The sequence below is a fragment of the Microbacterium sp. Leaf179 genome (genome assembly GCF_001423785.1).
In the GTDB taxonomy this organism is placed as follows: Bacteria; Actinomycetota; Actinomycetes; order Actinomycetales; family Microbacteriaceae; genus Microbacterium.
Window position 1 is genome coordinate 12,312 of sequence record NZ_LMPH01000002.1, and the last position, 24,175, is coordinate 36,486.

A 24,175-nucleotide genomic window follows, 5' to 3' on the forward strand; every position below is an offset into this window, starting at 1 on the left:
CATGACCGCGACCGCCCCCGCCCCCGCCTTCACCCGCCCCGACGGGAGCGCCCTGCGGGTGCTCGTCGTCGACGACGAGCAGATGCTCACCGATCTGCTCTCGATGGCCCTGCGCATGGAGGGCTGGGAGGTGCGCACCGCCGGGTCGGGCTTCGACGCCCTGTCGGCCGCCCGCGATTTCGAGCCCGATGCCATGGTGCTCGACATCATGATGCCCGACCTCGACGGCATGGCGGTGTTGCAGCGACTGCGTCACTCGGGCAACGACGTGCCCGTGCTCTTCCTCACCGCGAAGGACGCGGTGGCCGACCGCGTCGCCGGCCTCACCGCGGGCGGCGACGACTACGTCACCAAGCCGTTCAGCCTCGAAGAGGTCGTGGCGCGGCTCCGGGGCCTCATGCGGCGCGCGGGCACCGCACTCACCCGCGACTCCGAGCCCATCCTGCGCGTCGGCGACCTGTCGCTCAACGAAGACAGCCACGAGGTCGTGCGCGGGGGCCACGAGATCGAGCTGACGGCGACCGAGTTCGAGCTGCTGCGCTTCCTCATGCGCAATCAGCGGCGGGTGGTGTCGAAGGCGCAGATCCTCGACCGCGTCTGGAACTACGACTTCGGCGGACGCTCCAGCGTCGTGGAGCTGTACATCTCGTACCTGCGCAAGAAGATCGACGCCGGCCATGAGCCGCTCATCCACACCGTGCGCGGCGTCGGCTACATGATCAAAGCCCCCCAGTGAGCATTCCCCCGCGGCCGGCGCCGCCCGCCGCGACCGCGGGTGAGAGGTTCACGCGCCTGCGCCGGCCCTGGACCCTGCAGGCGCGCCTGATGACGGCGGTCATCGGCATGGTGGCCTTCATCCTCGTGATGATCGGCATCTCGACCAGCGCGATCCTGAGCCAGATCCTCTTCTACAACCTCGACGCCTCGGTCACCGACGCCGCCTCGTCGGTGCAGTCGCAGATCGGATTCCAGAGCACGGCCGAAGAAGTGCTCGAGGCGGGCCCCCGCGACCCGGGCACCCTGCTCGTGATGAACTCGCGCAACGCCCTCACCGGCGCCGTGGTCAGCGAGGGCGGCGCGCGGGCCCTGACCACCGACGACCTCGGGCAGATCGCCGACAGCCTGCGCTCCACCGACCCCGCCGCGCAGACGGTGAACCTGCCCAACCTCGGCGAGTACCTCGTGCGCTCCTACAGCTCACCCGGCGGGGTCGCCTTCTTGGTCGGGCTCCCCCTGTCCAACGTCACGGGCTACATCGGGGCCATCCTCACCACCGTCGCCCTCGTGACCGCCGGCGGCCTGCTGCTGCTCGCCGTCGTCATCGCCATCGTCATCCGCCTGGGGCTCAAGCCGCTACGCGCCGTCGCCGAGACCGCCACCCGCGTCGCCTCGTTGCGCATGGACCAGGGCGACGTGTCGATCACCGAGCGCGTCCCCGCCGACCAGGTCGACGAGCACACCGAGATCGGTCAGGTCGGCCTCGCCCTCAACTCCCTCCTCGACACCGTCGACGCCTCGCTGACGGCTCGCCAGCGCAATGAGGAGCTCATGCGCCGATTCGTGGCGGATGCCAGTCACGAACTGCGCACGCCCCTGGCATCCATCCGCGGGTTCTCGGAGTTGTCGCTGCGAGCCATGCGCCAAGCGCACGACGACGAGAGCCGCCAACGCATCGAGCTGGCCGTCGAGACCACCGAGCAGTCGCTCGAACGCATCCAGGCGCAGTCGCTGCGCATGACGACGCTCGTCGAAGACCTGCTGCTGCTGGCGCGCCTCGACGAGGGCCAGGAGCTCGTCTACGGGTCGGTCGACCTCACCCGCCTCGCGGTGGAGGCCGTCGGCGACGCGCGTCCCGCCGGACCCGACCACGCCTGGACCATCGACGTGCCCGACCAACCGGTCGAGCTCGCCGGCGACTCCTCGCGTCTGCACCAGGTCGTCGCGAACCTCCTCGCCAACGCCCGCACGCACACGCCGGCGGGCACCGTGGTTTCGGTCTCGGTCGCCCACGAGGGCGACGAAGCCGTACTGCGCGTGCACGACGACGGCCCGGGCATCGATCCCTCGGTCGCCGCGCAGTTGTTCGAGCGCTTCGCCCGCGGAGATCGCTCCCGCGACCGCAAGACCGGCGGGACGGGTCTGGGGCTCTCGATCGCCCGAGCGATCGTCGAGGCGCACAACGGCACGATCGGCGTGCGGAGCACGCCCGGCGACACGACCTTCGAGGTGCGCCTGCCCGCGAAGCCCGCCGACCCCGTGTGAGCCGACGCGCTCAGTCGGCGCGGCGCTCGAAACGCGCGGGGCCGGTCTGGCGGGCGGCGCGCACGCGCCCGGCCATCTCGGCGTCGAGGAGGGCGTCGACCTCGTCGAAGGCGAACCAACCGACCTCGGTCATCTCGCCGTCGACCGGCACCGGCTCGCCCGAGCGCCACGTGCAGGCGAAGACCAGGTCGAGGTAGTCGCTCTGATCGCCGTTGTCGTACGTCACGCGCGGGATCTGGTGCACCCAGACCAGTCGGTCGACGTCGATGCGCACCCCGGCCTCTTCTTCGGCCTCGCGCGCCGCGGCGTCGGCCGGCTCCTCGCCCGGGTCGACGATGCCGGTGATCGGGGTGAGCCGGCCCGAGTCGCTGCGGCGGCCGAGCAAGACGTCGTCGCCGCGGACGATCACCGCGGTGACGCCGACGAGCGGCAGGGGCATGGTGCCGACGTGGCGGCGCAGCTCGAGGACGAAGTCGGGAGTGGGCACGCGTTCACTGTAGACCGAGCCCGGCGGACGGCCGGTCGATCCCCCGCCGCCCGCCGCCGCATACGCCACCTCGGCCGCTCAGTACCCCGCGAACGCGTCGGTCGTGAGCGACTTCGCCTTCCCCAGGGCGGGTGCGAGAGCCGCGATCAATCGCGGCGGGCCCGACACGTAGGCCGCACGCTGCGCGAGGTCGGGAACGGCGCGCAGAAGCCCCTCGGCATCCACCCGATCGGGTCCCGCCCAGACCCACCCAGTCGGCAGATCGACCGGCTCGTCGGGCGAGAACACCACGACCGGGATGCCGCTGGCGACGATGTCGTCGCGGAACGCGAGCTCGTCCGACCCCGACACGACATAGGCGAGCACCGCGTCGCGACGCTGACCCGTGGCGGCGAGGTGCCGCAACTGCGACACGAACGGGGTCACACCGATGCCGGCCGCCACCATCAGCACGGGCGCCGTGGGGCGCGCGGGGAGCACGAAGTCGCCCCACACGCCGGTCACCGCGAGCGTTCCGCCGGGCTCGACCGCGGCGAGGGCCTTCTTGTACGACGACTGCGAACCGTCCTTGAAGGCGATGCGCACCTCGGGCAGGTCTTCGGGGGCCGACGCGATCGAGAACTCTCGGCGCGTTCCGCGCCCGTCGGGGCGACGGTGGGGCACGTCGAGCTCGAGGTACTGCCCGGGCGAGAACGAGAAGGGTCGCGCCGCCTGGAACGTCAGTTCGCGCACGGTGGGAGTGAGGTCCCGCCGCCGCTCCACCCGAAGTCGCACCGCGGCACGCAGGCAGAACAGGAACGCCACGAGGTTTCCGATCAGCAGGGCGCGCTCCTGACCGAGCGTGATCGCGCCGACCGCCAGCGGCCAGCCGGCCAGCACGCCGACCACGACCGCCACGACGTACTGCTGCGCGCGGCGCGGGGGCAGCGTCAGGGGCTCCGAGAGCATGAAGGCCCCCAGGAACAGGAACGGCGACGAGAACGCGACCTGAAGCAGCACGGCCGGCACATCGACGGGGAATCCCGCCGACTGGAACTGCACCGTCGTGCGCACGAAAGCGACCGTCATGGCCACGAGCCAGAAGGTCACGACCACGGGGAGCTTGTCGGTGCGCACCAGCAGCAGGACGCCCAGCACGAGAACGGGGGCCGCCATCCACGGCGAGCCGACCCACCAGGCGGAGGAGCCCAGATCGGGCGCCCAGATGCTGACGATGGTCAGCACGGCGGCTCCCGTGGCGGCCGGGTTGAAGATGTGGCGACCGCGCCAGGCGAGCAGGTACTTCGATGCGGATGCCACGACACCCGCGAGCACGAGACCGGCGAGGCCGATCGGCTCCAGCGTCGGTCGCAGCACGAACAGCAGGATCGCGGCGGTGATCAGCGAGGACTCGAGCCGGCGCGGCATCCGGAGCAGGCTCTGCGCCGCGAGATCGGTGAAGGCGCACGCGAGCGCGAGGACCACCGCGCTGACGACGATCTCGAGCGGCTGCGGACCGACCTGGCCGGCGAACGACAGCACGAGCGCGATCAGCGCCAGAAGGCCCAGTGAGAACATCACGAGCCGGTACATCGAGACCCGGCCGATCAGGCCGAGCACGCGGGTGGAACCCGCGGTGAGGGTGGTGGTCACGAGAAGACCTCTCCGTCGAATCCGGGCGACCACTCCACGCGGCCGTCGGTACGCATGCGCACCCAGTGCGCCTTCCAGGTGGCGGCGAGCTCGGGCCCGCCGTCGAAGAACAGTGCCGTCGCGAGGGCGTCGGCCCGCATCGCGGTGTCGGCGAGCGCCCAGGTCGCCGCGAAGGCGCGCACGGGCGCTCCCGTGCGGGCGTCGAGGACGTGATGGAGCCCGTCTCCCCACGCGCGTCGGTTGATCGCCGAGGCGCACAGCGCGCCGTCGACCACGGTGGCCACGCCGATCGCGCGCGTCGAATCGTAGGGGTGCTCGAGGGCGACGCGGATCGGGGCCCCGCTCACGGCCAGGTCTCCCGAGCCGTCGACCACGACGTCGCCGTCGACGTGACGACGCACGGTCTCGTGCACGAGGTCGACCAGCCGACCCTTGCCGAGGGCACCGACGTCGATCGTCGCGGGTGTGCCCAGGGCGAGCTGATCTCTCCCCCACGTCAGGGTGTCGCGCCACGACGGTGCGGGCTGCGGCTCACCCCGGGGGGCGAGCGTGAGTCGCGCGTCGTAGCCCAGACGGGCCAGCGAGTCGCCGACCAGCGGGTTGACCGCCCCGGCCGTCGCGGCGTCGAGCTCGTCGTACATCGAGAGCATGGCGTGCGCGTCGTCGGGGGCGGGCACGGATGCCGCCCGGCCCTCGGCGAGGGCCGACACCAGCGAGTCGTCGCGGAATCGCGACCACTCCCGGTCGAAACGCTCGACGACGGCCGACACCGCGTCGCGGGCGATCGAGGGCAGGGGGTGTGCCGTCTCGATCGCCCACGACGTGCCGATCGCGTCAAAGACCCAGGTCGAGCCCGTCGCGGTCGGAGTGGACACGAGGGTCAGGCCTTCGCCTCGGTCTTGATGGTGTCGACGGCCTTCATGAATCCGCCGCTGGTCAGCGACGAACCGGCCACCTTGCTCACCGAGATCTCGTCGAGCTTCTTGCCGACGACCTCGTCCTTGATCCCGCCGATGAACTCGCCCTGGTAGCGCTGCGATTCGGCCGCCTGCGGGTCGCCCGTCACCGTGACGTCGGTGACGGTGTCACCGGCGAGGACGAGGGTGACGTCGACGGTCTCGACGCTCTCGGGGGTGGCGTACTGGCCGGTGGCCTCGTACGTGCCGTCCGTGTAGGTCCCCGCGGCCGTCGAGCCGCCGGCGGCGGCGCTCGCGGTGGCGCTGGGAGCAGCACTCGCGGCGCTGGTCTCGGCGGGGGCCGCGGCATCGGTGGTGGTGGTACCGCCGGAGCACCCGGCGAGGGTGACGATTCCGGCGACGCCCAGCAGGGCGGTGCCGATGCGGACGGGACGGGGTACGGCTGTGGTGCGGATCATGAGGGTCCTCCTTCGGTCGTGCCTCGCGGCGCGTTCGTTCTCACGGTAGGGACACGACCTTGGTGGCGTTCCGGTTCACACCTTTGTGCGGGCTGTGAACGAGGACGCGAAAACCCCCGCCTCGAACCGCAGGCGGGGGTTTTCGAACGGTCGCTTACGCGTCGCCGCCGAACATGCTCGTGACCGAGCCGTCCTCGAAGACCTCGTGGATCGCGCGGGCCAGCAGCGGCGCGATCGGCAGCACAGTGAGCCGGTCGAAGCGGCGCTCGGGCGGCAGCGGGACGGTGTCGGTGACGACGACCTCGTCGATCGCGGCATCCTGCAGTCGCTCGGTGGCCGGGTCACTGAAGATCGCGTGGGTGGCGGCGACGATGACCTTGCGGGCACCAGCGGCCTTGAGCGCCTGCGCGGCCTTCTGGATCGTGCCGCCGGTGTCGATCATGTCGTCGACCAGCAGGCAGGTGCGGCCGTTCACGTCACCGACGATCTCGTGCACCGAGACCTGGTTGGCGACCTTCGGGTCACGGCGCTTGTGGATGATCGCGAGCGGCGCGCCCAGGCTGTCGGACCAGGTGTCGGCCACGCGCACGCGGCCCATGTCGGGCGAGACGACCGTGAGGGTCTCGCGGTCTTCGCCGGTGAGCGTGTGCTGGAAGTGCTCGAGCAGCACGGGCTTGGCGAAGAGGTGGTCGACGGGGCCGTCGAAGAAGCCCTGGATCTGCGCCGCGTGCAGGTCGACGCTCATGATGCGGTCGGCACCGGCCGTCTTCAGCAGGTCGGCGACGAGACGGGCGCTGATCGGCTCACGGCCGCGGCCCTTCTTGTCTTGCCGCGAGTACGGGAAGTACGGAGCCACGACCGTGATGCGCTTGGCCGAGGCGCGCTTGAGCGCGTCGAGCATGATGAGCAGCTCCATGAGCCACTCGTTGACCGGCGGCCCGAAGGACTGGATGACGAAGACGTCGCACCCGCGGATCGACACCTCGAAGCGGGTGTAGATCTCGCCCGAGGCGAAGGTGCGGTGCTCGGTGGGGGCCAGTTCGGTGCCCAGGTGATGGGTGACCTGTGCGGCGAGGTCGAGGTGCGAGCGTCCGGATGCGACGACCAGTCGCTTCTTCGTCTTGGCGACGAGGCCGGGGGCGATGCCGTTGTCGCGGTCGAGATCTACACGATTCTTCTTACGAGCCATCGGCCGCTTCCTGTTCAGCCCGGGCCCGCGCGGCCACGTCGGCCGCCGCAGTGCCCGGTCGGTTGTTCTCGACCCACCCCTCGATGTTGCGCTGGGGTGCCACGCTGAGCGCCAGCGCACCGGCGGGGACGTCCTTGCGGATGACGGCGCCGGCGCCCGTCTTGGCGCCGTCTCCAATCGTAACCGGCGCGACGAAGACGTTGTGCGAGCCGCTGTGCACCTCGTCGCCGATCACGGTGCGGTGCTTGGTGAGATCGTCGTAGTTCGCGGTGATCGCTCCCGCGCCGAGGTTGACCCCGCGACCGATGTCGGTGTCGCCGATGTACGACAGGTGGGGCACCTTGCTGCCCTCGCCGATGGAGGAGTTCTTCACCTCGACGAACGTGCCGACCTTGCCGTTCACGCCGACGCGGGCATTCGCGCGCAGGTAGGCGAAGGGGCCGACGGTGGCTCCCGCTTCGACGACCGCGAGCGTTCCGTCTGTGCGCGTGATGGTGGCGTCTTCGCCCACCTCGCAGTCGACGAGGGTGGTGTCGGGTCCGATCGTGGCGCCCGAGGCGATCACGGTGGCACCGCGCACGTGCGTGTTGGGCAGGATCGTGACGTCGGGGGCCAGCGTCGCGGTGACGTCGATCCAGGTCGTGGCCGGGTCGACGACGGTGACGCCCTCGAGCTGCCACCGGCGCACGGTGCGGGCGTTGAGGGTGCGCCCCGCCTCCGACAGCTGCACGCGGTCGTTGACGCCGAGGGCCGCGGAGGCATCGGGGGTGACGGATGCCGCGACCCCGAGCTGCGCGTCGCGGAGGAGCCCGATCACGTCGGTGAGGTACTTCTCGCCCTGGGCGTTCGCGGTCCCCACGAGCGCCAACTGCGCGCGCAGGGGCGCTGCCTGGAAGACGTAGACGCCCACGTTGATCTCGGTGACCGCGGCCTCGTCGGCCGTGGCGTCTTTCTGCTCGACGATGCGGCGGACGCCGTCGGCGTCGTCGCGGATGATGCGGCCGTAGCCGAACGGCTGGTCGACGCGGGCGCTGAGGAGCGTGACCGCCGATCCTCCCGTGCGGTGAGTGGCGAGCAGCTCGGTGAGCGTTCCGGTCTCGAGCAGCGGCACGTCGGCGCTCAGCACGAGCACGTCGCCCTCGAACCCGCCGAGCGCCTCCAGCGCGGCCTCGACCGCGCGGCCGGTGCCCGGGACCTCGTCTTGGTCGACGACGACGACACCCGGGGCGAGCTCGGCGACGGTGTCGGCGACCAGCTGCCGCTCGTGGCGCACGACCACGACGATGCGCGCCGGGTCGAGGGAGGCCGCGGTGTCGAGCACGTGACCGACGAGCGGACGACCACCGACGGGATGCAGCACCTTGGGGGTGCGCGACCGCATGCGGGTACCTTGACCCGCGGCGAGGACGACGACGGCGAGCTCGGTCGGTGATGTCATGCTCCGCCGCCAGGATTCGAACCTGGACCTAACAGCTCCAAAGGCTGTCGTGCTGCCGTTACACCACAGCGGACCGTGCCCGCGGGCACCGGTCAAGTCTGCCAGACGACGCCGTCTCGCACGGGCGGCGCGACGCGACCGCGACGGGCTCTCGACATAATGAGACGGTGAGCCGGGACAGCGACGAGGTCGACCGCATCGTCGATGCGTGGATGCATCAGCGCCCCGACCTCGATTTCTCCCCCCTCGAGGTGCTCTCGCGCGTCGCCCGCTTGTCGCGTCACCTGGACATCGCCCGCAAAGAGGCGTTCCGGCGCAGCGACATCGAGTCATGGGAGTGGGACGTGCTGTCGGCGTTGCGCCGTGCCGGCGAGCCGTATCAACTGAGCCCCAAGCAATTGCTGCAGCAGACCCTGGTCTCGAGCGGCACCATGACCAATCGCATCGACCGACTCGTCGCCCGCCGTTTCGTGCGCCGCGAGGCCGATCCGCAGGACGGACGGAGCATCCTGGTGACCCTGACCGAAGACGGACGCGTACGCGTGGATGCCGCGATCACCCGGCTCGTCGATGCCGAGGCCCTGCTGCTCGAGGGACTCTCGCGCGGCGACCGCGATCGCCTCGCGACGCTGCTGCGCAAGCTCAGCCTGGGGTTCGACGCATGAGCGCCCCGGTCGAGGCGCCGTCGGCGTGGACGCGCCTGAAGGCGTGGTTCGACGTGCGCTTCCGCTCCCCCGCCGCCATCTACGGCTTGATCGTGTTCGCCGCCTTCGTCACCATCGCCGACGACCACGCCGAATCGGTGTGGGAGGTGCTGCTGACGTCGACGGGCTCGCTGTTCGTGTTCTTCATCGCCCACGTCTTCGCGCACACGCTCACCGAGCACGCCACGCACGGCCTGCGCCACGCCACACGCGAGGGCATGCGTCACGGCGCGGGCATGCTCTACGCGTCGGTGCCCGCGATGCTCGTGCTCGTGTGGGCCGGCGCCACCGGCGTCTCGGTCAGCGACGCGGCCGAGCTCTGCGGGTGGACCACGTTCCTCGTGCTCGCGCTCCTCGGGTACAGCGCCTACCGGCGCCGAGGCGCGGGTCTGCTCGGCCGCCTGCTCGGGGGCTTCGCCACGGCGTGCCTCGGCATCTTCATCGTGCTGCTCGAGCTCGTCATCCACTGAGTCCCGCGCCGCCGCGCGCGGCACGTGGCGGGACCGGTGGCCGGAGTCAGCCGATGGCTTCGGTGAGCTCGAACCACGTCATCTCGAGCTGGTCGCGCTCGCTCTCGAGCTGCGAGATGCGCTGCATCTCCGTACCGAGGCCCACGTAGTCGCCCTGGTCGTGGTCGGCCAGAGCAGCCTTCGCCTTGTCGATCTGCTGCTGCAGCTTCTCGATGCGTCGTTCGGTGGCCGAGGCCTCTTTCTGCGCGGCGCGCAGCTCGGCGCCCTGCAGCCCCGGAGCCGTCGCCACGGTGCCGGATGCCGCGGACCGCGAGGGCTCGGCATCCTGGAGCGCGCGCAGCCGCAAGTATTCGTCGACGCCCCCGGGAAGGTGGCGGAGCTTGGCGTCGAGGACCGCGAACTGCTGATCGGTGACCCGCTCGAGGAAGTAGCGGTCGTGCGAGACCACGATGAGCGTGCCCGACCAGGAGTCGAGCAGGTCTTCCATGGCCGCGAGCATGTCGGTGTCGAGGTCGTTGGTGGGCTCGTCGAGGATCAGCACGTTCGGCTGGTCGAGGATGACGAGCAGGAGCTGCAGGCGCCGCTTCTGACCACCCGAGAGGTCTTTCACGGGCGTCGAGAGCTGGGCGCTCGAGAAGCCGAGGCGCTCGAGGAGTTCTCCGGGGGTGAGCTCCTTCGCCTTCGAGCCCGTACCGAACGAGTACGTCGTGCGCAGATTCGCGATCACCACGCGGACGGGATCGTTCATGTGCTGCTCGAGCTCGTCGAGGCGCTGGGTGAGGGTGGCGACCTTGACGGTCTTGCCGCGCTTCACGCGTCCGCTCGTGGGTTCGAGCGAGCCGGTCACCAGGTTCAGCAGCGTCGACTTGCCGGCGCCGTTGACGCCCAGGATGCCGGTGCGCTCCCCCGGTGCGATGCGCCACTCGATGTCTTTCAGTACGGTGTGGTCGCCGTACGTCACCCCGACATCGAGAAGGTCGACGACGTCTTTGCCGAGGCGCGCGACGGCGAGGGACTGCAGCGCGACGCGGTCGCGGATCTCGGGCACGTCGGCGATGAGCTCGTTGGCCGCATCGATGCGGAACTTCGGCTTCGACGTGCGCGCGGGGGCACCGCGGCGCAGCCACGCGAGCTCTTTGCGCGCGAGGTTCTGCCGACGCTGTTCGATCGTCGCGGCCTGGCGGTCGCGCTCGACGCGCTGAAGGATGTAGGCCGCGTACCCGCCCTCGAAGGGCTCGACCAGGCGATCGTGCACCTCCCAGGTGGCGGTGCAGATCTCGTCGAGGAACCACCGATCGTGCGTCACGACGAGCAGGCCGCCGGCCGAGGGCGCCCACCGCCGCCGGAGGTGCCCGGCCAGCCAGGTGATGGCCTCGACGTCGAGGTGGTTCGTCGGCTCGTCGAGGAAGAGCACGTCCCAGTCGCCCGACAGCAGCTGGGCCAGTGCCACGCGACGGCGCTGCCCGCCCGAGAGGTCGCCGAGGCGCGCGTCCCACGGCAGGTCGCCCAGGAGTCCGGCGATGACGTCGCGCGTGCGCGCATCGCCCGCCCACTCGTGCTCGGCGCGCTCGCCGACGACCGCGTGGCCGATGGTCTCGTCGTCGTCGAGGGTGTCCTGTTGATCGAGCACGCCGACGGTCACACCGCCGCGCACCGTCACGCGCCCGCCGTCGGGCTCACGGATGCCGGCGAGCATACCGAGCAGGCTCGACTTGCCGTCGCCGTTGCGACCGACGATGCCGATGCGGTCGCCCTCGTTGACGCCGAGCGAGACGGAGTCGAAGACGACCTTGGTCGGGTATTCCAGGTGCAGGGCTTCGCCCCCGAGCAGATGTGCCATATCCGTCCCAGGCTACGCGGTGCGCGGGCTCGCGCGCTCTGCGCGAGGAACGACGGAGGCCGCCCCCGAGTGGGGACGGCCTCCGATGTTCGGGGTGAGCGGCCTCAGCTGAGACCGGCCTGCGAGAGCCAGTCCGCGGCGGCGGTGCTGGCCGACGCCTGCTCGCTGCCCTCGACGCGGTCGCGCAGATCGATGAGATCGTCGGTCGTGAGCTTGGCCGAGATGGCGTCGAGCGCGTCCTTCAGCTCCGGCGTGTCGATCGACGTGCTGAGCAGGGGAAGCACGTTCTGCGCGGCGATGAGGTTCTCGGGGTCCTCGAGCACGAGCAGGTTCTCGGCCTTCAGCGCCGGCGACGTCGTGTAGATGTCGGCGACCTGCACCGTGTTGTCGACGAGGGCGCGGACGGTGTCGGGGCCACCGAAGTCCTCGTAGGGCACGAAGGTCACGTTGCTGACGCCGTACACCGACGCGAGGCCCGGGAGGCCGTAGCCCAGCTCCGCGAACTGCGGGTTGGCGCCCAGGCTGAAGGGCTGGACCTTGGCGAGGTCGCCGATCGAGGTGAGACCGTTCGCCTGCGCGTACGACTGGGTGACGACGTAGGCGTCCTTGTCCTCCGCGGCGGCGGAGGCGTAGACGGTCAGGTCGTCCTTGGACACGGCATCCGTCAGCGCGGCGTCGACGTCTTCGGTCGTGCGCTGCGTGAAAGCGGTGTCGTAGTACGCCAGCAGGTTGCCGTTGTACTCGGGGATCAGGTTGATCGAACCGTCCTGCAGGGCGGGGATCGTCTGCTGGCGCGGTCCGATGTTGAACTTCGTCTGCACGTCGAAGCCCTTGGCCTTCAGGGCCTGCGCGTAGATCTCGCCGAGGATCTCGCTCTCGGGGAACGCGAACGAGCCGACGACGATGGTGCTGGAGTCTCCTCCGGCATTACCGGTTTCGGGAGCGGTGGGATCCGCCTGCGAACACCCTGCCAGGGCCACGACGGCCCCGACCGCGACGACGCCGAAGGCGACCCGGCCTCTACTGAAAATGCTCATGCTGTGACATTCCTCTCTTGGGTTGGTGTTTCCACCACCGTCTCGGGACGGGACGCCCGTCGACGGAATCTGTTGCCGCGACCCCCGGAGACTGCTCCGGGGCCGCGGGTGAGTCGTTGCACGATCGCGAACAGCGCGTCCACCACGAGCGCGAAGGCCGTCACCAGGATGGCTCCGCCCAGGATGCGGTCGTAATCGTTGAGGCCGATGCCGCTGCTGATGATGCGGCCGAGCCCACCGAGACCGGCGTACGACGCGATCACCGCGGTGGCGATCACCTGCAGCGTGCCCGCACGGAGCCCGCCGATGATCAGCGGCAGGGCCAGCGGAATCTCGACGCGCGTGAGGATCTGCATCTCGGTCATGCCGATCGAGCGCGCCGCGTCGATGGCCGGTCGCGACACCGACTCGAGACCGGCGTAGGCACCCGCGAGGATCGAGGGGATCGCCAGGAGCACGAGGGCGACGGTCGTTCCCCAGAAGATGCCGGAGTTCCCCTTCACCAGGGCGCCCAGCACCATCGTGAGGAAGAACAGCACGCCCAGGGTCGGCAGCGCGCGCATGGCGCCCGTGAAGCCGATGACGAACTGCCGGCCGCGACCGGTGTGCCCGATGTAGAACCCGAGCGGAAGGGCGATCGCCGCGGCGATGACCACCGCGACCACCGTGTACAGCAGGTGCTCGAGGAGTCGGTCTTGGATGGGCAGGGGCGACACTCCGCCGGGCTGCCAATTCTGCGGCGCGAAGATCCACGCGATCGCGTCGAGGAAGAGATTCATGCGCGGCCCCTCGGAGACACTTCGTCGGCCGCTGCGGTGGGCTCGGTGCCCCCGGCAGCAAGGGGGGCGGCCACGACGGCGCGCTTGCCACGCCGCTGGGCGGCACGGTCCACCCTCGCCCAGGGCATGAGGATCCTGCCCGCGGCGACGAGGATGAGATCGAACAGCAACGCGATGAGCAGGGTGGCGACGATACCGACGCCGACCTCCTCGAGGTTGTTGCGCTGCTTGCCGTTGGTGAACAGGTAGCCGAGGTTCTCGGAGCCGATGAGCACGCCCACCGAGACCAAAGCGATCGTCGAGACCGAGACGACGCGCAGTCCCGCCAGCATGACCGGGCCCGCCAGGGGGAACTCCACCTGCCAGAACCGCCGCCAGGCCGAGAAGCCCATCGCGGTCGCCGCCTGCTTCGTCTCGGCCGAGACCGAGAAGAACGCGTCGGAGGTGGCACGCACCATGATCGCGACGGCGTAGATGGTCAGCGCCACGATGAGGTTGGTATCGCTCAGAACGCGCGTTCCGAGGATCGCGGGCAGGATGACGAACAGGGGCAGCGACGGGATCGTGTACAGCAGGCTCATGGCCGTGATCACCGTGCCGCGGGCGAAGCGGCCCGTGAGGGTCACCCGTCCGAGCGGGATCGCGATGAGGAACCCGAGCACGATCGGGATGATGCTCAACCGGATGTGGTTGAGGGTCAGATCGACGACCAGGGGGAAGTTGCCCCAGAGCCACGTCACGACAACGGCTCGTCTCTGAGCGCACCCTGCGTGCGTCCCGAGGCATCCACCACGACGGTGCCGTTCTCCGTCTGCTTGAGGTGGAGCGCCCGCTTGCCCTTGACCGCGCCGATGAAGCTCGCGACGAAGTCGGATGCCGGATTCTCGACGATCTCGCTCGGGCTTCCGACCTGCGCGATCTTCGCACCCTTCTCGAGGATGACGACCTGGTCGCCGAGCAGGAAGGCTTCGTCGATGTCGTGGGTGACGAAGACGATGGTCTTGCCGATCTCGCTCTGCAGGCGCAGCAGCTCCTGCTGCAGTTCGTCGCGGACGATCGGGTCGACGGCACCGAACGGCTCGTCCATGAGCAGGATGTTGGGGTCGGCGGCGAGCCCGCGGGCGACGCCCACACGCTGCTGCTGCCCACCCGAGAGCTGGCTGGGGTAGCGGTCGGCCATCGCGGTGTCGAGCCCGACGGTCTTCATCAGCTCGAGCGCGCGCGCACGGGCTGCCTTGCGGCTCTGCCCCTGCAGGACCGGCACCGTGGCGATGTTGTCGGCGACCGTGAAGTGCGGCAGCAGACCGGAGTTCTGCATGACGTAGCCGATGCTGCGGCGCAACTGCACCGCGGGCTTGCCGCCGATGTCGTCGCCGTCGATCGCGATCTCGCCCGACGAGGGCTCGACCATGCGGTTGATCATGCGCAGCAGCGTCGTCTTGCCGCACCCCGACGATCCGACGAACACCGTCGTCTTGCGCGAGGGGATCACCAGACTGAACTCGTCGACGGCACGCGTGCCGTCGGGAAAGACCTTGGAAACGGTCGAGAATTCGATCATCTGCGTGCCCGACTCAGTCGGAGACCACGACCTTACGGTCGAATGCGACGTAGCCGGCGAAATCCTTGCCGACGCGGTCGACGGCACCGGGGCGAAGGTCGGGGTACGACCACGCTCCGTCGGTGAGCTCGGCCCCGTCGAGCGAGATGGTCCAGTACTGGGCCGCACCCTTCCACGGGCAGGTGTACGCCGTGGGGCTCTGCTGGAGCGCGCCCTCGCGGACCGCGGCCGGCGGGAAGTACCAGTTGCCTTCGATGGACGCCAGGTCGTCACGGTCGGCCTCGGCGATGACGACGCCGTCGAGTACTGCCTTCATGGGGTCCCCCTTCGTGGTACCCCGCGGGTACGGCACCCTGCGGTGGCGATCCACCTCGGTCGAGGTTACCCAGGCGGAAATCACGCCAAGGCCAGATTGCCCTGTGTGACACGCTCGGGTATGGTGCCCGCCGGTCAGGCGACGCGGGCTCCGGCGACCGGACCGTGCACGTGGAGGGCGACGAGGCCGGCCGCGCTCAGGGTGATCTGAAGATCCAGGGCGGAGGCTTCGTCGGCGGCGAGGAAGGCCAGCGTGGGGCCCGACCCCGACACGATCCCCGCGAGGGCCCCGGAGCTCTCGCCCCGTTGCAGCACGCGCGCCAGGTCTGGACGCAGGTGCAGAGCGGGCGCCTGGAGGTCGTTGCGCAGGGTGGCGGCGAGCATGCGGGCATCGCCCTGGCGCAGGGCGTGCAGCACGTCGGGGTCGACCGCGGGATCGCGGGGTGCGGGCCCGATGTCGACGGCGTTGCGCTCGCGGTGCGCGTCGAGCTCGCCGTAGACGACGGGCGTCGACATTCCGACCTCGTTGGGCACGAGCACCCAGTCGAAACGACCGCGCGCGAGAGCGGGACTCAGTTCGTCGCCACGCCCCGTTCCCACCGCCGTGCCACCCAGCAGGGCGAAGGGGACGTCGGCCCCGAGGCGGGCGCCCAGTCGCGCGAGTTCGCTCGACGGCATCCCGAGCCCCCAGAGCGCATCGCACGCCACCAGTGCCGCCGCGGCGTCTGCCGACCCGCCGCCCATTCCTCCCGCGACGGGGACGGCCTTTCGCACCGCGAGGTGCACGCCCCGATCGATCCCCGCCGTCTGGGCGAGCAGGCGCGCCGCCCGCACCGCCAGGTTGCGTCCGTCGGTCGGCACGCCGTCGACGTCGACCGGTCCGCGCGCGGCGACCTCGAGCGTGATGTCGTCGGCCGGTGTCGCGACGATCTCCTCGTACAGCGACACGGCTTGGAAAGCCGTCGCGAGCTCGTGATATCCGTCGTCCTGAACGTCGCCGACCTCGAGGAAGACGTTGATCTTCCCGGGCGCGCGCACGCGGACGGATTCGGACGACGCGGGGGTCATCGCCCCGCTCGCATACCCGTTCGCCCGGCCGCGTCGCCGTGTGCGAAACTGGAACGTCGGTCCGCTTCCCGCCGTCGCTCACGCGAGGTCACGGGAAGGTCCGGGCCGGAACGCGCGATTCGAGTCACTCTTCGACAGTAGCGCGCCCCCCGTGTCGATCGGCGCCGCCGCCGAAACGCGACCGAAACGCCGGAACCATACGGTGTCCGAATCCCGTCCACCCCTTCCGAGGAGGCAGCATGCGCCCGATGGTCCCCCTGTCGATCGACGCCGATCCCTGGCGCGCCCTGCTGTCCCGGTCCGATATCCGGATGCACGACGGCATCCTGCACGTGATCGACGACACCGCCCCGCCCGCCCTCGCGGAACGCGAAGACCTGCTCACCGCGGCCGCTGCCATCGAGGCCGCGGGCGTGCGCGTGATGCTCGTTCGCGATGCCAACCGTCGCCCTAAGCTCGTCGTCGACACCGCCGACGCGATCGCCGCGATCGCCGCCCTGTGCGATCCCGACCTCGGTCCGGTGTATCTGAAGGCACGCGGCGAAGACCCCGTCCCGGCGCACAGCGTCGTGCCCGCACCCGGGACCGTCCAGGCGTACGCCGTCTTCCGCCCCCGCACCTCTTCGGAGGGCTCGTACCGCTACGGCGCGGCACTGGCTCCCCGCTTGGAGCTGTGGCGTTTCGGCAAGACGACCATCGAAGCGCCCCGCCCCAGCGCCCTGACCCGACGTCGCTTCGCCGCGGCCGATCTCGACCTGGTCGAGGTCGAGCGGTACGGCCGCACGTGGACGACGGTGTCGGGCATGTTCGATCCGCACCCCAACGAGTTCACCGCCGACGTCGACATGGTCTTCTCGTGGGTCGACGGCTCCTCGAGCGAGTTCCAGCGTCAGCGTGCCGCGCGCATGCAGGGCTACGTCGTGGGCGACGGCGACGACAACGCCGCCCGCTACCGCCAGGTCGACGAGCTTCGGTATGCGCTGCGGAGCGTGCACATGTACGCCCCGTGGGTGCGTCGCATCTTCATCGCGACCGACTCCCCCACTCCCGAGTGGCTCGCCGACCACCCCAAGGTCACCATCGTGCGCAGCGAGGAGTTCTTCGCCGATCCGTCGGTGCTTCCGACGCACAACTCCCACGCCGTCGAAGCCCAGCTGCACCGCATTCCCGGGCTCGCCGAGCACTTCCTCTACAGCAACGACGACATGTTCTTCGGTCGTCCGGTCACTCCCGAGCTGTTCTTCAGCGGCGGGGGCGTGAGCCGGTTCGTCGAGAGCGGAGTCCGCATCGGCAGCGGCCCGTCGCACGTCGACCGCTCCGGACACGACAACGCCCTGCGGGTGAACCGCGCGCTGCTCAAGGAGCACTTCAACCGCGTCATCACGCTCGACCTCGAGCACTGCGCGACGCCGCTGCGCCGCTCGGTGGCCTTCGAGCTGGAGCAGGAGTTCGCCGAGGACTACGCGCGCACCGCCGCCAGCCGGTTCCGTTCGGCGACCGACATCTCGGTGACCAACAGCCTGTACCACCACTACGCGCTGGCGACGGGTCGCGCGGTCATCACCACGCAGCCGCGGACACGGTACGTGCAGACCACGCAGCTCGATTCGCTGCGCACGATGGAACGCCTGGTCTCGCGGCGCGACACCGACATGTTCTGCCTCAACGACGGCAGCGTGCCCGAGATCCCCGAAGAGGTGCGCGTTCCCGCCCTGCGCGCCTGCCTCGAGCGGTACTTCCCGGTCGCCGCTCCGTGGGAGAAGCCGTCGGTCAGCGCAGAATCGGCAGCGGCGTCGTCGGCGGCGACACCCGCCCGCTGAGTTCCCGCGCGCTCGGGACCAGGATCCCGGCGTCGCGCAGGCGTCGCTGCGACTCGGCGGCGTCGACGTACTGCAGGGCCTCGGTCGCCGCCAGCGGCACGACCGAGTGCACGATCGTCTCGTCGTAGATGTGCACGGTGTTGAAGCCCTGCGCCGCGTCCTGCGGCCGGGTTCCCCCGGCGGGCACCATGAGGTCCTGCGTGTAGCAGGTGGCCGAGGCGACCGACACCGGGATGCCGGCGAAGGTGGCGAACGTGGAGTAGTGCAGGTGGCCGGCGAGGATCGCCCGCACGTCGGTGCCGCGCAGCACGTCGGCGAGGCTCCGCTGATCGCGGAGTTCGACCGAGGCGGCGAGGTCGAGCACGCTCGGCACGGGCGGGTGGTGCATCGCCAGCACGGTGCCCAGCGGGGCCGGGGTCGCCAAGACGTCGGCGAGCCAGGCCAGCTGTGCGGTGCTGACCTCGCCGTGGTGCGCGCCGGGAACCGAGGTGTCCAGCGTGACGATGCGCAGTCCGTCGAACTCGTCGACGCGGTCGACGGGGGCTGCAGGGTCGGCGCCGTCGTCGGGCAGCAGGTGCGAGCGGAAGGTGGCGCGATCGTCGTGGTTGCCCATCACCCAGACGACGCGGGCGTCGAGGCGCTCGGCGAGGGGGTCGACGAGCGCGCGGACGCGGTCGTACGCGTCGGCCTCACCGAAGTCGGCGAGGTCGCCCGTGAAGACGAGCGCCTGCGGCCGGATGCCGGACGCCTCGATCGACGCGACGGCTCGGGCGAGATACGCCTCGGCGTCGACTCTGTCGTAGAGCCGGCTTCCTCCCGCACGCAGGTGGGTGTCGCTCAGGTGCAGGAGCACTCGCTCAGCGCGGGGATACTCGGCGTAACGCATCTCGTTCCTCTCGGGCCGTCGGGTACGACCTCGTCACCGGCGTGATGCTCCCGGTTGGCTCGAAATGTTACCGGCATGTTTCGCGAACGCGTGATGAACACGGTGCGAATTCGCCCAGATGCCCCTCGATTTCGGTGCGAGAAGCGCGGCACGACCGCGCCCCCTCGGGCGGATCGGCGTCCACCCGGCCGACCGTGCCCCGCGCCGAGCGCCGCCGCCCGACGCGGAACCGCCGCGCGTCAGAGGGCGGCGATGCGGGCGTAATCCTCGACCGTCAGCTGCTCGCCGCGCAGCGTGGGGTCGACACCGGCTCTCTCGAGCTGGGCCGATGCTTCGGCCGCGGTTCCCCCCAGCACGGCCGACAGCGCCTGGCGCAGCATCTTGCGACGCTGCTGGAAGGCGGCATCCACGATCTGGAACGTGCGGCGCCGGTGCTCCTCGGAGCCGCGTACGTCGGCGTCGCGCTCGAACGCGACGAGCACGCTGTCGACGTTCGGTACCGGCCAGAACACCTGGCGCGACACGGTGCCGGCGAGCCGCCACCGTCCGTACCAGGCCGCCTTGACGCTCGGCGCTCCGTACACCTTCGACCCGGGCGGGGCGGCGAGCCGCTCCCCCACCTCGGCCTGCACCATGACGACGCCGCTGCGCAGGTACGGGAACGTCTCGAGGAAGTGCAGCAGCACCGGCACCGAGACGTTGTAGGGCAGGTTCGCCACGAGGATCTCGGGCTCGCCCGGCAGCGACTGCACGCGCAGCGCGTCGGCGTCGATGACCGTCAATCGGTCGGCGGGCACGTCGTGCGCTGCGGCGGTGGAGGGAAGACGCTCGGCGAGGCGGTGGTCGATCTCGACGGCCACGACCGAGGCACCGCTCTCGAGGATCGCGAGGGTGAGCGAACCGAGCCCGGGACCGATCTCGACGACACGGTCGGATGCCGAGACCCCGGCGACGTGGACGATCTTGCGCACGGTGTTGGCGTCGACGACGAAGTTCTGCCCGAGCTTCTTGGTGGGGGTGACGTCGAGGTCGGCGGCGAGCCGGCGGATCTCGGCGGCACCGAGCAGGGAAACGGGCATTGTTCCACTGTAGTCAGCCTCGCTGCGCGCTCCGGGTGACAGGAGTAGCGTGTGCGGGTGAGTCAGACCCAGTCGATCCCCGCGAATGCTTTCACCCTGCGCAGCCCCTTCGGTCGACGAGCCGTGGTGCTCTCGATCGCGGCGGCCGTCGGCGGCTTCCTCTTCGGATTCGACTCCTCCGTCATCAACGGCGCCGTGCAGTCCATCGAGACCGAGTACACGAAGGCTCCGACCCTCACCGGCTTCGTCGTCGCGATCGCGTTGATCGGCTGCGCGGTGGGCGCGATCGCCGCCGGCGCCCTCTCCGACCGCTTCGGTCGTCTGAAGGTCATGATGATCGGCGCCGTGCTGTTCTTCGCGTCGTCCATCGGGTCGGCGCTGACGTTCAGCGTGCTCGACCTCACCATCTGGCGCGTGATCGGCGGGCTCGGCATCGGGATCGCCTCGGTGGTGGCTCCGGCCTACATCGCCGAGGTGGCCCCGCGTCAGATCCGCGGCAGCCTGGCGTCGTTGCAGCAGCTGGCGATCACGCTCGGCATCTTCGCCGCCCTGCTCAGCAACGCCGTCCTGGTCGGCATCGCCGGTGGCACCGCCGACAACCAGCTCTGGTGGGGGCTCGAAGCCTGGCGTTGGATGTTCCTCATCGGTGTGGTGCCGGCAGCGGTCTACGGTCTGCTGGCCTTCACGATGCCCGAGTCGCCGCGCTTCCTGCTCGCGCGCGGACGCACCGACGAGGCGCGGGCCGTCTTCGCCCGCCTCGTTCCCCCGGCCGACCTCGAGAAGACCCTCACCGAGCTCACCAACGGCCTCGAGGCCGACCGCCGCAACAAGAGCGCGTCGCTCGCGGGCAAGGCCCTCGGACTGCAGCCGATCGTCTGGATCGGCATCATCCTGTCGGTGTTCCAGCAGTTCGTCGGCATCAACGTGATCTTCTACTACTCCACGAGCCTGTGGCGGGCGGTCGGCTTCGACGAGAGCAACTCGCTGCTCATCGGCGTGATCACCTCGGTGACGAACGTGCTCGTGACCCTGATCGCCATCTGGCTCGTCGACCGCGTCGGCCGCAAGCCCCTGCTGCTGGTGGGCTCGGCGCTGATGGCGCTCTCGCTCGGCACGATGGCCCTGGCGTTCTCGTTCGCCACGGGCTCGGGGCAGGACGTCTCGCTCCCGGGTGCCTGGGGTCCGGTCGCGCTCGTCGCCGCCAACCTCTTCGTCGTCGGGTTCGGCGCGTCATGGGGACCGCTCGTGTGGGTGCTGCTCGGCGAGATCTTCCCCAGCCGCATCCGCGGCAAGGCCCTCGGCGTCGCCGCCGGCGCGCAGTGGCTGGCCAACTTCCTCGTGTCGTGGACCTTCCCGCAGCTCGCCGACTGGTCGCTCACGATCACGTACGGCGCCTACGCGTTCTTCGCGGCGCTGTCGTTCGTCTTCGTGCTGTGGAAGATCCCCGAGACCAAGGGCATGGAACTCGAGCAGACCGAAACGTTGTTCGTACGCAAGCCGAAGACGCAGAAGAGCTGACAGGATCCCTCCATGACGAACAACTCGAAGTCCCACGAAGAGATCCGCGAAGAGCGCGAAGCGGCGCAGAAGGAGAAAGACCGTCTCGAGCGCGCCGAAGAGGCGCGACTCGACGACGAGAAGCGCTGAACCCTGCGCCGGCCTAGAACTCCCCGTAGACCTCGAGCGTGTTCGCGGCGACCTGCGCGGCGAGCTCGTCGGCATCGATCTGTAATTCGGCCGCCAGGAACCGCAGCGTCACGGGGATGAGGTACGGCGCGTTCGGGCGGCCGCGGTAGGGCGCCGGGGTGAGGAACGGGGCGTCGGTCTCGACGAGGATGCGCTCGCGCGGCGTGACGGCCAGCGCGTCGCGCAGGTTCTGCGCGTTCTTGAACGTGACGTTGCCCGCGAACGACAGGTAGTACCCGCGGTCGGCCGCGATGCGCGCCATGTCGGCGTCGCCCGAGAAGCAGTGGAACACCGTCTTGTCGGGAGCGCCGACGCGCTCCAGCGTCTCGAGTACGGCCTCGTGGGCGTCGCGGTCGTGGATCTGCATGGCGATGCCGTGCTTCTTCGCCAGCGCGATGTGCGCCTCGAACGACCGCATCTGCGCCGGGATGCCGTCCGCCTCGGTGCGGAAGAAGTCCAGGCCCGTCTCGCCGATCGCCCGCACGCGCGGCTCGGCGGCGAGCTCGTCGATGACCGCGATCGCGGCATCCAACTCCCCCGCCCGCTCGTACACGGGGGCCTCGTTGGGGTGCACGGCCACGGCCGCGAGCACACGCGGGTGCGTGCGCGCCGCCCACGCCGACCACCGCGACGAGTCGATGTCGCCGCCGGCCTGCACGACGCCGTGGACCCCCACCGCCAGGGCCCGCTCCAGCTGCTCGTCGAGCGACAGGCCGGTGTCGCCGTCTTCGATCTCGAGGTGCGTGTGGTTGTCGTAGACGGGTACGCCGAGCGGCTCAGGCGCGGGCGGGTAGCTCACGTCGCGGCGCCCGTCGACCGATCGCTCGCGCACGTACTGGCTGGGATCGACGCCGTCGATGGTTCCGCGCGGGCGCTCGACGGGCGTGGAACCGGCGGGGGCGGACCCTTCGACCGGCTCAGGGGTCACGGGCGTCACGCCTGCTCGACGCGCGGAAACAGCGGCGAGAGGCCGGCGACCGACGTCCCCGCCCGCAGCACGCCCCAGGCTCCCGCTTCGCGGAGGGGCTGATCGCGCACGCCGCCCAGGCTCTCGGCGGCACCGAGGGCGGTCCAGAGCTTCTCGGTCGCGACGGGCATGACGGGCGACAACAGCACCGCGAGGGCGCGCAGTCCCTCGGCGGCGGTGTACAGCACGGTGCCGAGGCGCTCGCGCTTCGTCTCGTCCTTCGCCAGGGCCCACGGCTCGTTCTCGGTGATGTAGCCGTTGAGCGCGTCGACGATCGTCCAGATCGACTGGATGGCCTCGTCGATGCGGAACCGCTCCACGGCCGCGTCGGCGGAGGCAGCGGCATCCGCCACGATCCGCTGAATGGCGAGATCGCCCTCGGCGTATTCGCCGGCCGGGGGCACGATCCCTGCGAAGTACTTCTCGATCATCGCGATGGTGCGGGATGCCAGGTTGCCGAAGCCATTGGCGAGCTCGGCCTGATAGCGGGCCGACAGGTCCTCCCACGAGAACGAGCCGTCCTGGCCGAAGGCGATCGCGGAGAGGAAGTAGAAGCGGTACGCGTCGGAGCCGAAGACGTCGGTGATCTCGGTGGGCGCGATGCCGGTGAGCTTGGATTTCGACATCTTCTCGCCGCCGACGAGCAGCCAGCCGTGCGCGAAGACGCCGCGGGGCACGTCGAGGCCGGCGGCCATGAGCATCGCCGGCCAGATGACGGCGTGGAAGCGCAGGATGTCTTTGCCGACGACGTGGAAGGCGGGCCAGCGGCGGGCGAACTCGTCGGCGACCTCTCCGGTGACCGGGTCTGTGCCGTAGCCGACGGCGGTGGCGTAGTTGAGCAGCGCATCGACCCACACGTAGATGACGTGCGAGGGGTCCCATGGAACCGTGATGCCCCAGTCGAAGGCCGAGCGCGAGATCGACAGGTCTTTCAGACCGCTGCGCACGAACGACACGACCTCGTTGCGCGCCGACTCGGGGCGCACGAAGTCGGGCTCGGTCTTGTACAGCTCGAGCAGGCGGTCCTGGAACTCGCTGAGCTTGAAGAAGTAGTTCTTCTCCTGCAACAGCTCGAGCGGCTTGGAGTGGATCGCGCAGACCTTGAGCCCCTCGAACGGTCCGGTCCCGTCGACGATCTCGGCCTCGGGCTTGAACTCCTCGCAACCCACGCAGTACAGGGCCTCGTACTCGCCCGCGTAGATGTAGCCGCGGTCGAAGAGTGCCTGCACGAACTGCTGCACGCGCTCCTCGTGACGGGGCTGCGTCGTGCGGATGAAGTCGTCGTTGGCGACGTCGAGGGTCTCGAGCAGCGGGAACCACGACTCGGTGACGAGCTTGTCGACCCACTCCTGCGGGGTCACGCCGTTGGCGGCGGCCGCGCGCAGCATCTTCTGGCCGTGCTCGTCGGTGCCCGTGAGCATCCAGGTGTCGTCGCCCGCCTGGCGGTGCCAGCGCGCGAGCGTGTCGACGGCGACGGTCGTGTACCCGTGCCCGATGTGGGGCAGATCGCTGGGGTAGTAGATCGGCGTCGTGATGTAGAAAGATCGGCCGGAAGTCACCTGAGGATTCTACGGGGGCGC

The 24,175-nt window shown here is 70.1% G+C and carries 23 protein-coding genes and 1 tRNA gene; 6 read left to right on the forward strand and 18 right to left on the reverse strand.

Features of this window, described 5'->3' with window-relative positions; genetic code table 11:
* Nucleotide 1: 1 nt before the first annotated feature.
* Together ASF96_RS07635 and ASF96_RS07640 are read left to right on the forward strand one after the other, a co-directional pair.
* On the forward strand, nucleotides 2-736 hold the full coding sequence (locus ASF96_RS07635; protein WP_055839647.1) for a response regulator transcription factor: 735 nt from the start codon (nucleotides 2-4) through the stop codon (nucleotides 734-736).
* A complete protein-coding gene (locus ASF96_RS07640) occupies nucleotides 733-2,262 on the forward strand; it encodes a sensor histidine kinase (RefSeq protein ID WP_327037384.1) in 1,530 nt (509 codons plus the stop codon). Before ASF96_RS07635 ends, ASF96_RS07640 begins: the two co-directional genes overlap by 4 nt.
* Before the next feature lie 10 nt (nucleotides 2,263-2,272).
* Here ASF96_RS07640 and ASF96_RS07645 read toward each other — a convergent pair whose 3' ends face one another.
* From ASF96_RS07645 to ASF96_RS07675, 7 genes are all read right to left on the reverse strand, one after another.
* On the reverse strand, nucleotides 2,273-2,749 hold the full coding sequence (locus tag ASF96_RS07645) for an NUDIX domain-containing protein (RefSeq protein ID WP_055939301.1): 477 nt from the start codon (nucleotides 2,747-2,749) through the stop codon (nucleotides 2,273-2,275).
* Between the two features lie 78 nt (nucleotides 2,750-2,827).
* Nucleotides 2,828-4,381 (reverse strand): FAD-dependent oxidoreductase, encoded by a 1,554-nt coding sequence (locus ASF96_RS07650; RefSeq protein WP_055937800.1) that lies wholly within the window; start codon nucleotides 4,379-4,381, stop codon nucleotides 2,828-2,830.
* Nucleotides 4,378-5,256: an FAD:protein FMN transferase gene (locus ASF96_RS07655; RefSeq protein WP_055937803.1), complete on the reverse strand. Its 879-nt coding sequence runs from the start codon at nucleotides 5,254-5,256 to the stop codon at nucleotides 4,378-4,380. The genes ASF96_RS07650 and ASF96_RS07655 overlap by 4 nt, the downstream gene beginning before the upstream one ends.
* Before the next feature lie 5 nt (nucleotides 5,257-5,261).
* Nucleotides 5,262-5,756 (reverse strand): FMN-binding protein, encoded by a 495-nt coding sequence (locus ASF96_RS07660; protein WP_055839661.1) that lies wholly within the window; start codon nucleotides 5,754-5,756, stop codon nucleotides 5,262-5,264.
* Nucleotides 5,757-5,910: 154 nt separating this feature from the next.
* The gene (locus ASF96_RS07665) at nucleotides 5,911-6,945 is read right to left on the reverse strand and encodes a ribose-phosphate diphosphokinase (protein WP_055839665.1); all 1,035 of its coding nucleotides are present in this window, start codon (nucleotides 6,943-6,945) and stop codon (nucleotides 5,911-5,913) included.
* Nucleotides 6,935-8,383: a bifunctional UDP-N-acetylglucosamine diphosphorylase/glucosamine-1-phosphate N-acetyltransferase GlmU gene (gene glmU / locus ASF96_RS07670; protein WP_055937806.1), complete on the reverse strand. Its 1,449-nt coding sequence runs from the start codon at nucleotides 8,381-8,383 to the stop codon at nucleotides 6,935-6,937. The genes ASF96_RS07665 and glmU overlap by 11 nt, the downstream gene beginning before the upstream one ends.
* Before the next feature lies 1 nt (nucleotide 8,384).
* Nucleotides 8,385-8,456, reverse strand: a tRNA-Gln gene (locus tag ASF96_RS07675).
* A gap of 139 nt (nucleotides 8,457-8,595) precedes the next feature.
* Between ASF96_RS07675 and ASF96_RS07680 the strand changes: the two genes are divergently transcribed.
* Together ASF96_RS07680 and ASF96_RS07685 are read left to right on the forward strand one after the other, a co-directional pair.
* Nucleotides 8,596-9,048 carry a MarR family winged helix-turn-helix transcriptional regulator gene (locus ASF96_RS07680; protein WP_181016034.1) on the forward strand — a complete coding sequence of 151 codons (453 nt, stop codon included), beginning with the start codon at nucleotides 8,596-8,598 and terminating at the stop codon, nucleotides 9,046-9,048.
* Nucleotides 9,045-9,557 (forward strand): hypothetical protein, encoded by a 513-nt coding sequence (locus ASF96_RS07685; protein ID WP_055937809.1) that lies wholly within the window; start codon nucleotides 9,045-9,047, stop codon nucleotides 9,555-9,557. Before ASF96_RS07680 ends, ASF96_RS07685 begins: the two co-directional genes overlap by 4 nt.
* Before the next feature lie 46 nt (nucleotides 9,558-9,603).
* Here ASF96_RS07685 and ASF96_RS07690 read toward each other — a convergent pair whose 3' ends face one another.
* The 7 genes from ASF96_RS07690 to ASF96_RS07720 all read right to left on the reverse strand — a co-directional run bounded on the left by ASF96_RS07690 (nucleotide 9,604) and on the right by ASF96_RS07720 (nucleotide 16,157).
* On the reverse strand, nucleotides 9,604-11,397 hold the full coding sequence (locus ASF96_RS07690) for an ABC-F family ATP-binding cassette domain-containing protein (protein ID WP_055937812.1): 1,794 nt from the start codon (nucleotides 11,395-11,397) through the stop codon (nucleotides 9,604-9,606).
* A gap of 104 nt (nucleotides 11,398-11,501) precedes the next feature.
* Nucleotides 11,502-12,434, reverse strand: a complete 933-nt coding sequence (locus tag ASF96_RS07695) for an ABC transporter substrate-binding protein (protein WP_055937815.1) — start codon at nucleotides 12,432-12,434, stop codon at nucleotides 11,502-11,504.
* Entirely contained in the window at nucleotides 12,431-13,213 is a 783-nt protein-coding gene (locus tag ASF96_RS07700) for an ABC transporter permease (RefSeq protein ID WP_055839680.1), read from the reverse strand. Before ASF96_RS07700 ends, ASF96_RS07695 begins: the two co-directional genes overlap by 4 nt.
* Nucleotides 13,210-13,953 (reverse strand): ABC transporter permease, encoded by a 744-nt coding sequence (locus ASF96_RS07705; RefSeq protein WP_055839683.1) that lies wholly within the window; start codon nucleotides 13,951-13,953, stop codon nucleotides 13,210-13,212. The genes ASF96_RS07700 and ASF96_RS07705 overlap by 4 nt, the downstream gene beginning before the upstream one ends.
* Entirely contained in the window at nucleotides 13,950-14,774 is an 825-nt protein-coding gene (locus ASF96_RS07710) for an ABC transporter ATP-binding protein (RefSeq protein WP_055937818.1), read from the reverse strand. The genes ASF96_RS07705 and ASF96_RS07710 overlap by 4 nt, the downstream gene beginning before the upstream one ends.
* Nucleotides 14,775-14,787: 13 nt before the next feature.
* Nucleotides 14,788-15,090 carry a DUF427 domain-containing protein gene (locus ASF96_RS07715; protein WP_055839691.1) on the reverse strand — a complete coding sequence of 101 codons (303 nt, stop codon included), beginning with the start codon at nucleotides 15,088-15,090 and terminating at the stop codon, nucleotides 14,788-14,790.
* Between the two features lie 134 nt (nucleotides 15,091-15,224).
* Nucleotides 15,225-16,157 (reverse strand): 4-(cytidine 5'-diphospho)-2-C-methyl-D-erythritol kinase, encoded by a 933-nt coding sequence (locus tag ASF96_RS07720; RefSeq protein ID WP_055839693.1) that lies wholly within the window; start codon nucleotides 16,155-16,157, stop codon nucleotides 15,225-15,227.
* A 239-nt stretch (nucleotides 16,158-16,396) separates the two neighbouring features.
* Between ASF96_RS07720 and ASF96_RS07725 the strand changes: the two genes are divergently transcribed.
* On the forward strand, nucleotides 16,397-17,977 hold the full coding sequence (locus ASF96_RS07725; RefSeq protein ID WP_055937821.1) for a stealth conserved region 3 domain-containing protein: 1,581 nt from the start codon (nucleotides 16,397-16,399) through the stop codon (nucleotides 17,975-17,977).
* On the opposite strand, the gene ASF96_RS07730 is transcribed toward ASF96_RS07725, so the two are convergent.
* Together ASF96_RS07730 and rsmA are read right to left on the reverse strand one after the other, a co-directional pair.
* Entirely contained in the window at nucleotides 17,928-18,863 is a 936-nt protein-coding gene (locus ASF96_RS07730; protein ID WP_055937824.1) for a phosphodiesterase, read from the reverse strand. The genes ASF96_RS07725 and ASF96_RS07730 overlap by 50 nt on opposite strands.
* A gap of 239 nt (nucleotides 18,864-19,102) precedes the next feature.
* Nucleotides 19,103-19,942 carry a 16S rRNA (adenine(1518)-N(6)/adenine(1519)-N(6))-dimethyltransferase RsmA gene (gene rsmA / locus ASF96_RS07735; RefSeq protein ID WP_055937827.1) on the reverse strand — a complete coding sequence of 280 codons (840 nt, stop codon included), beginning with the start codon at nucleotides 19,940-19,942 and terminating at the stop codon, nucleotides 19,103-19,105.
* A 57-nt stretch (nucleotides 19,943-19,999) separates the two neighbouring features.
* On the opposite strand from rsmA, the gene ASF96_RS07740 reads away from it, so the two are divergent.
* Nucleotides 20,000-21,460 carry a sugar porter family MFS transporter gene (locus ASF96_RS07740; protein ID WP_055939304.1) on the forward strand — a complete coding sequence of 487 codons (1,461 nt, stop codon included), beginning with the start codon at nucleotides 20,000-20,002 and terminating at the stop codon, nucleotides 21,458-21,460.
* 142 nt (nucleotides 21,461-21,602) lie between these two features.
* Here the strand turns inward: ASF96_RS07740 and ASF96_RS07745 are convergent, their stop codons facing one another.
* Together ASF96_RS07745 and metG are read right to left on the reverse strand one after the other, a co-directional pair.
* Nucleotides 21,603-22,487: a TatD family hydrolase gene (locus ASF96_RS07745; protein ID WP_055939307.1), complete on the reverse strand. Its 885-nt coding sequence runs from the start codon at nucleotides 22,485-22,487 to the stop codon at nucleotides 21,603-21,605.
* A 74-nt stretch (nucleotides 22,488-22,561) separates the two neighbouring features.
* The gene (gene metG / locus ASF96_RS07750; RefSeq protein ID WP_055937830.1) at nucleotides 22,562-24,154 is read right to left on the reverse strand and encodes a methionine--tRNA ligase; all 1,593 of its coding nucleotides are present in this window, start codon (nucleotides 24,152-24,154) and stop codon (nucleotides 22,562-22,564) included.
* Nucleotides 24,155-24,175 lie beyond the last annotated feature (21 nt).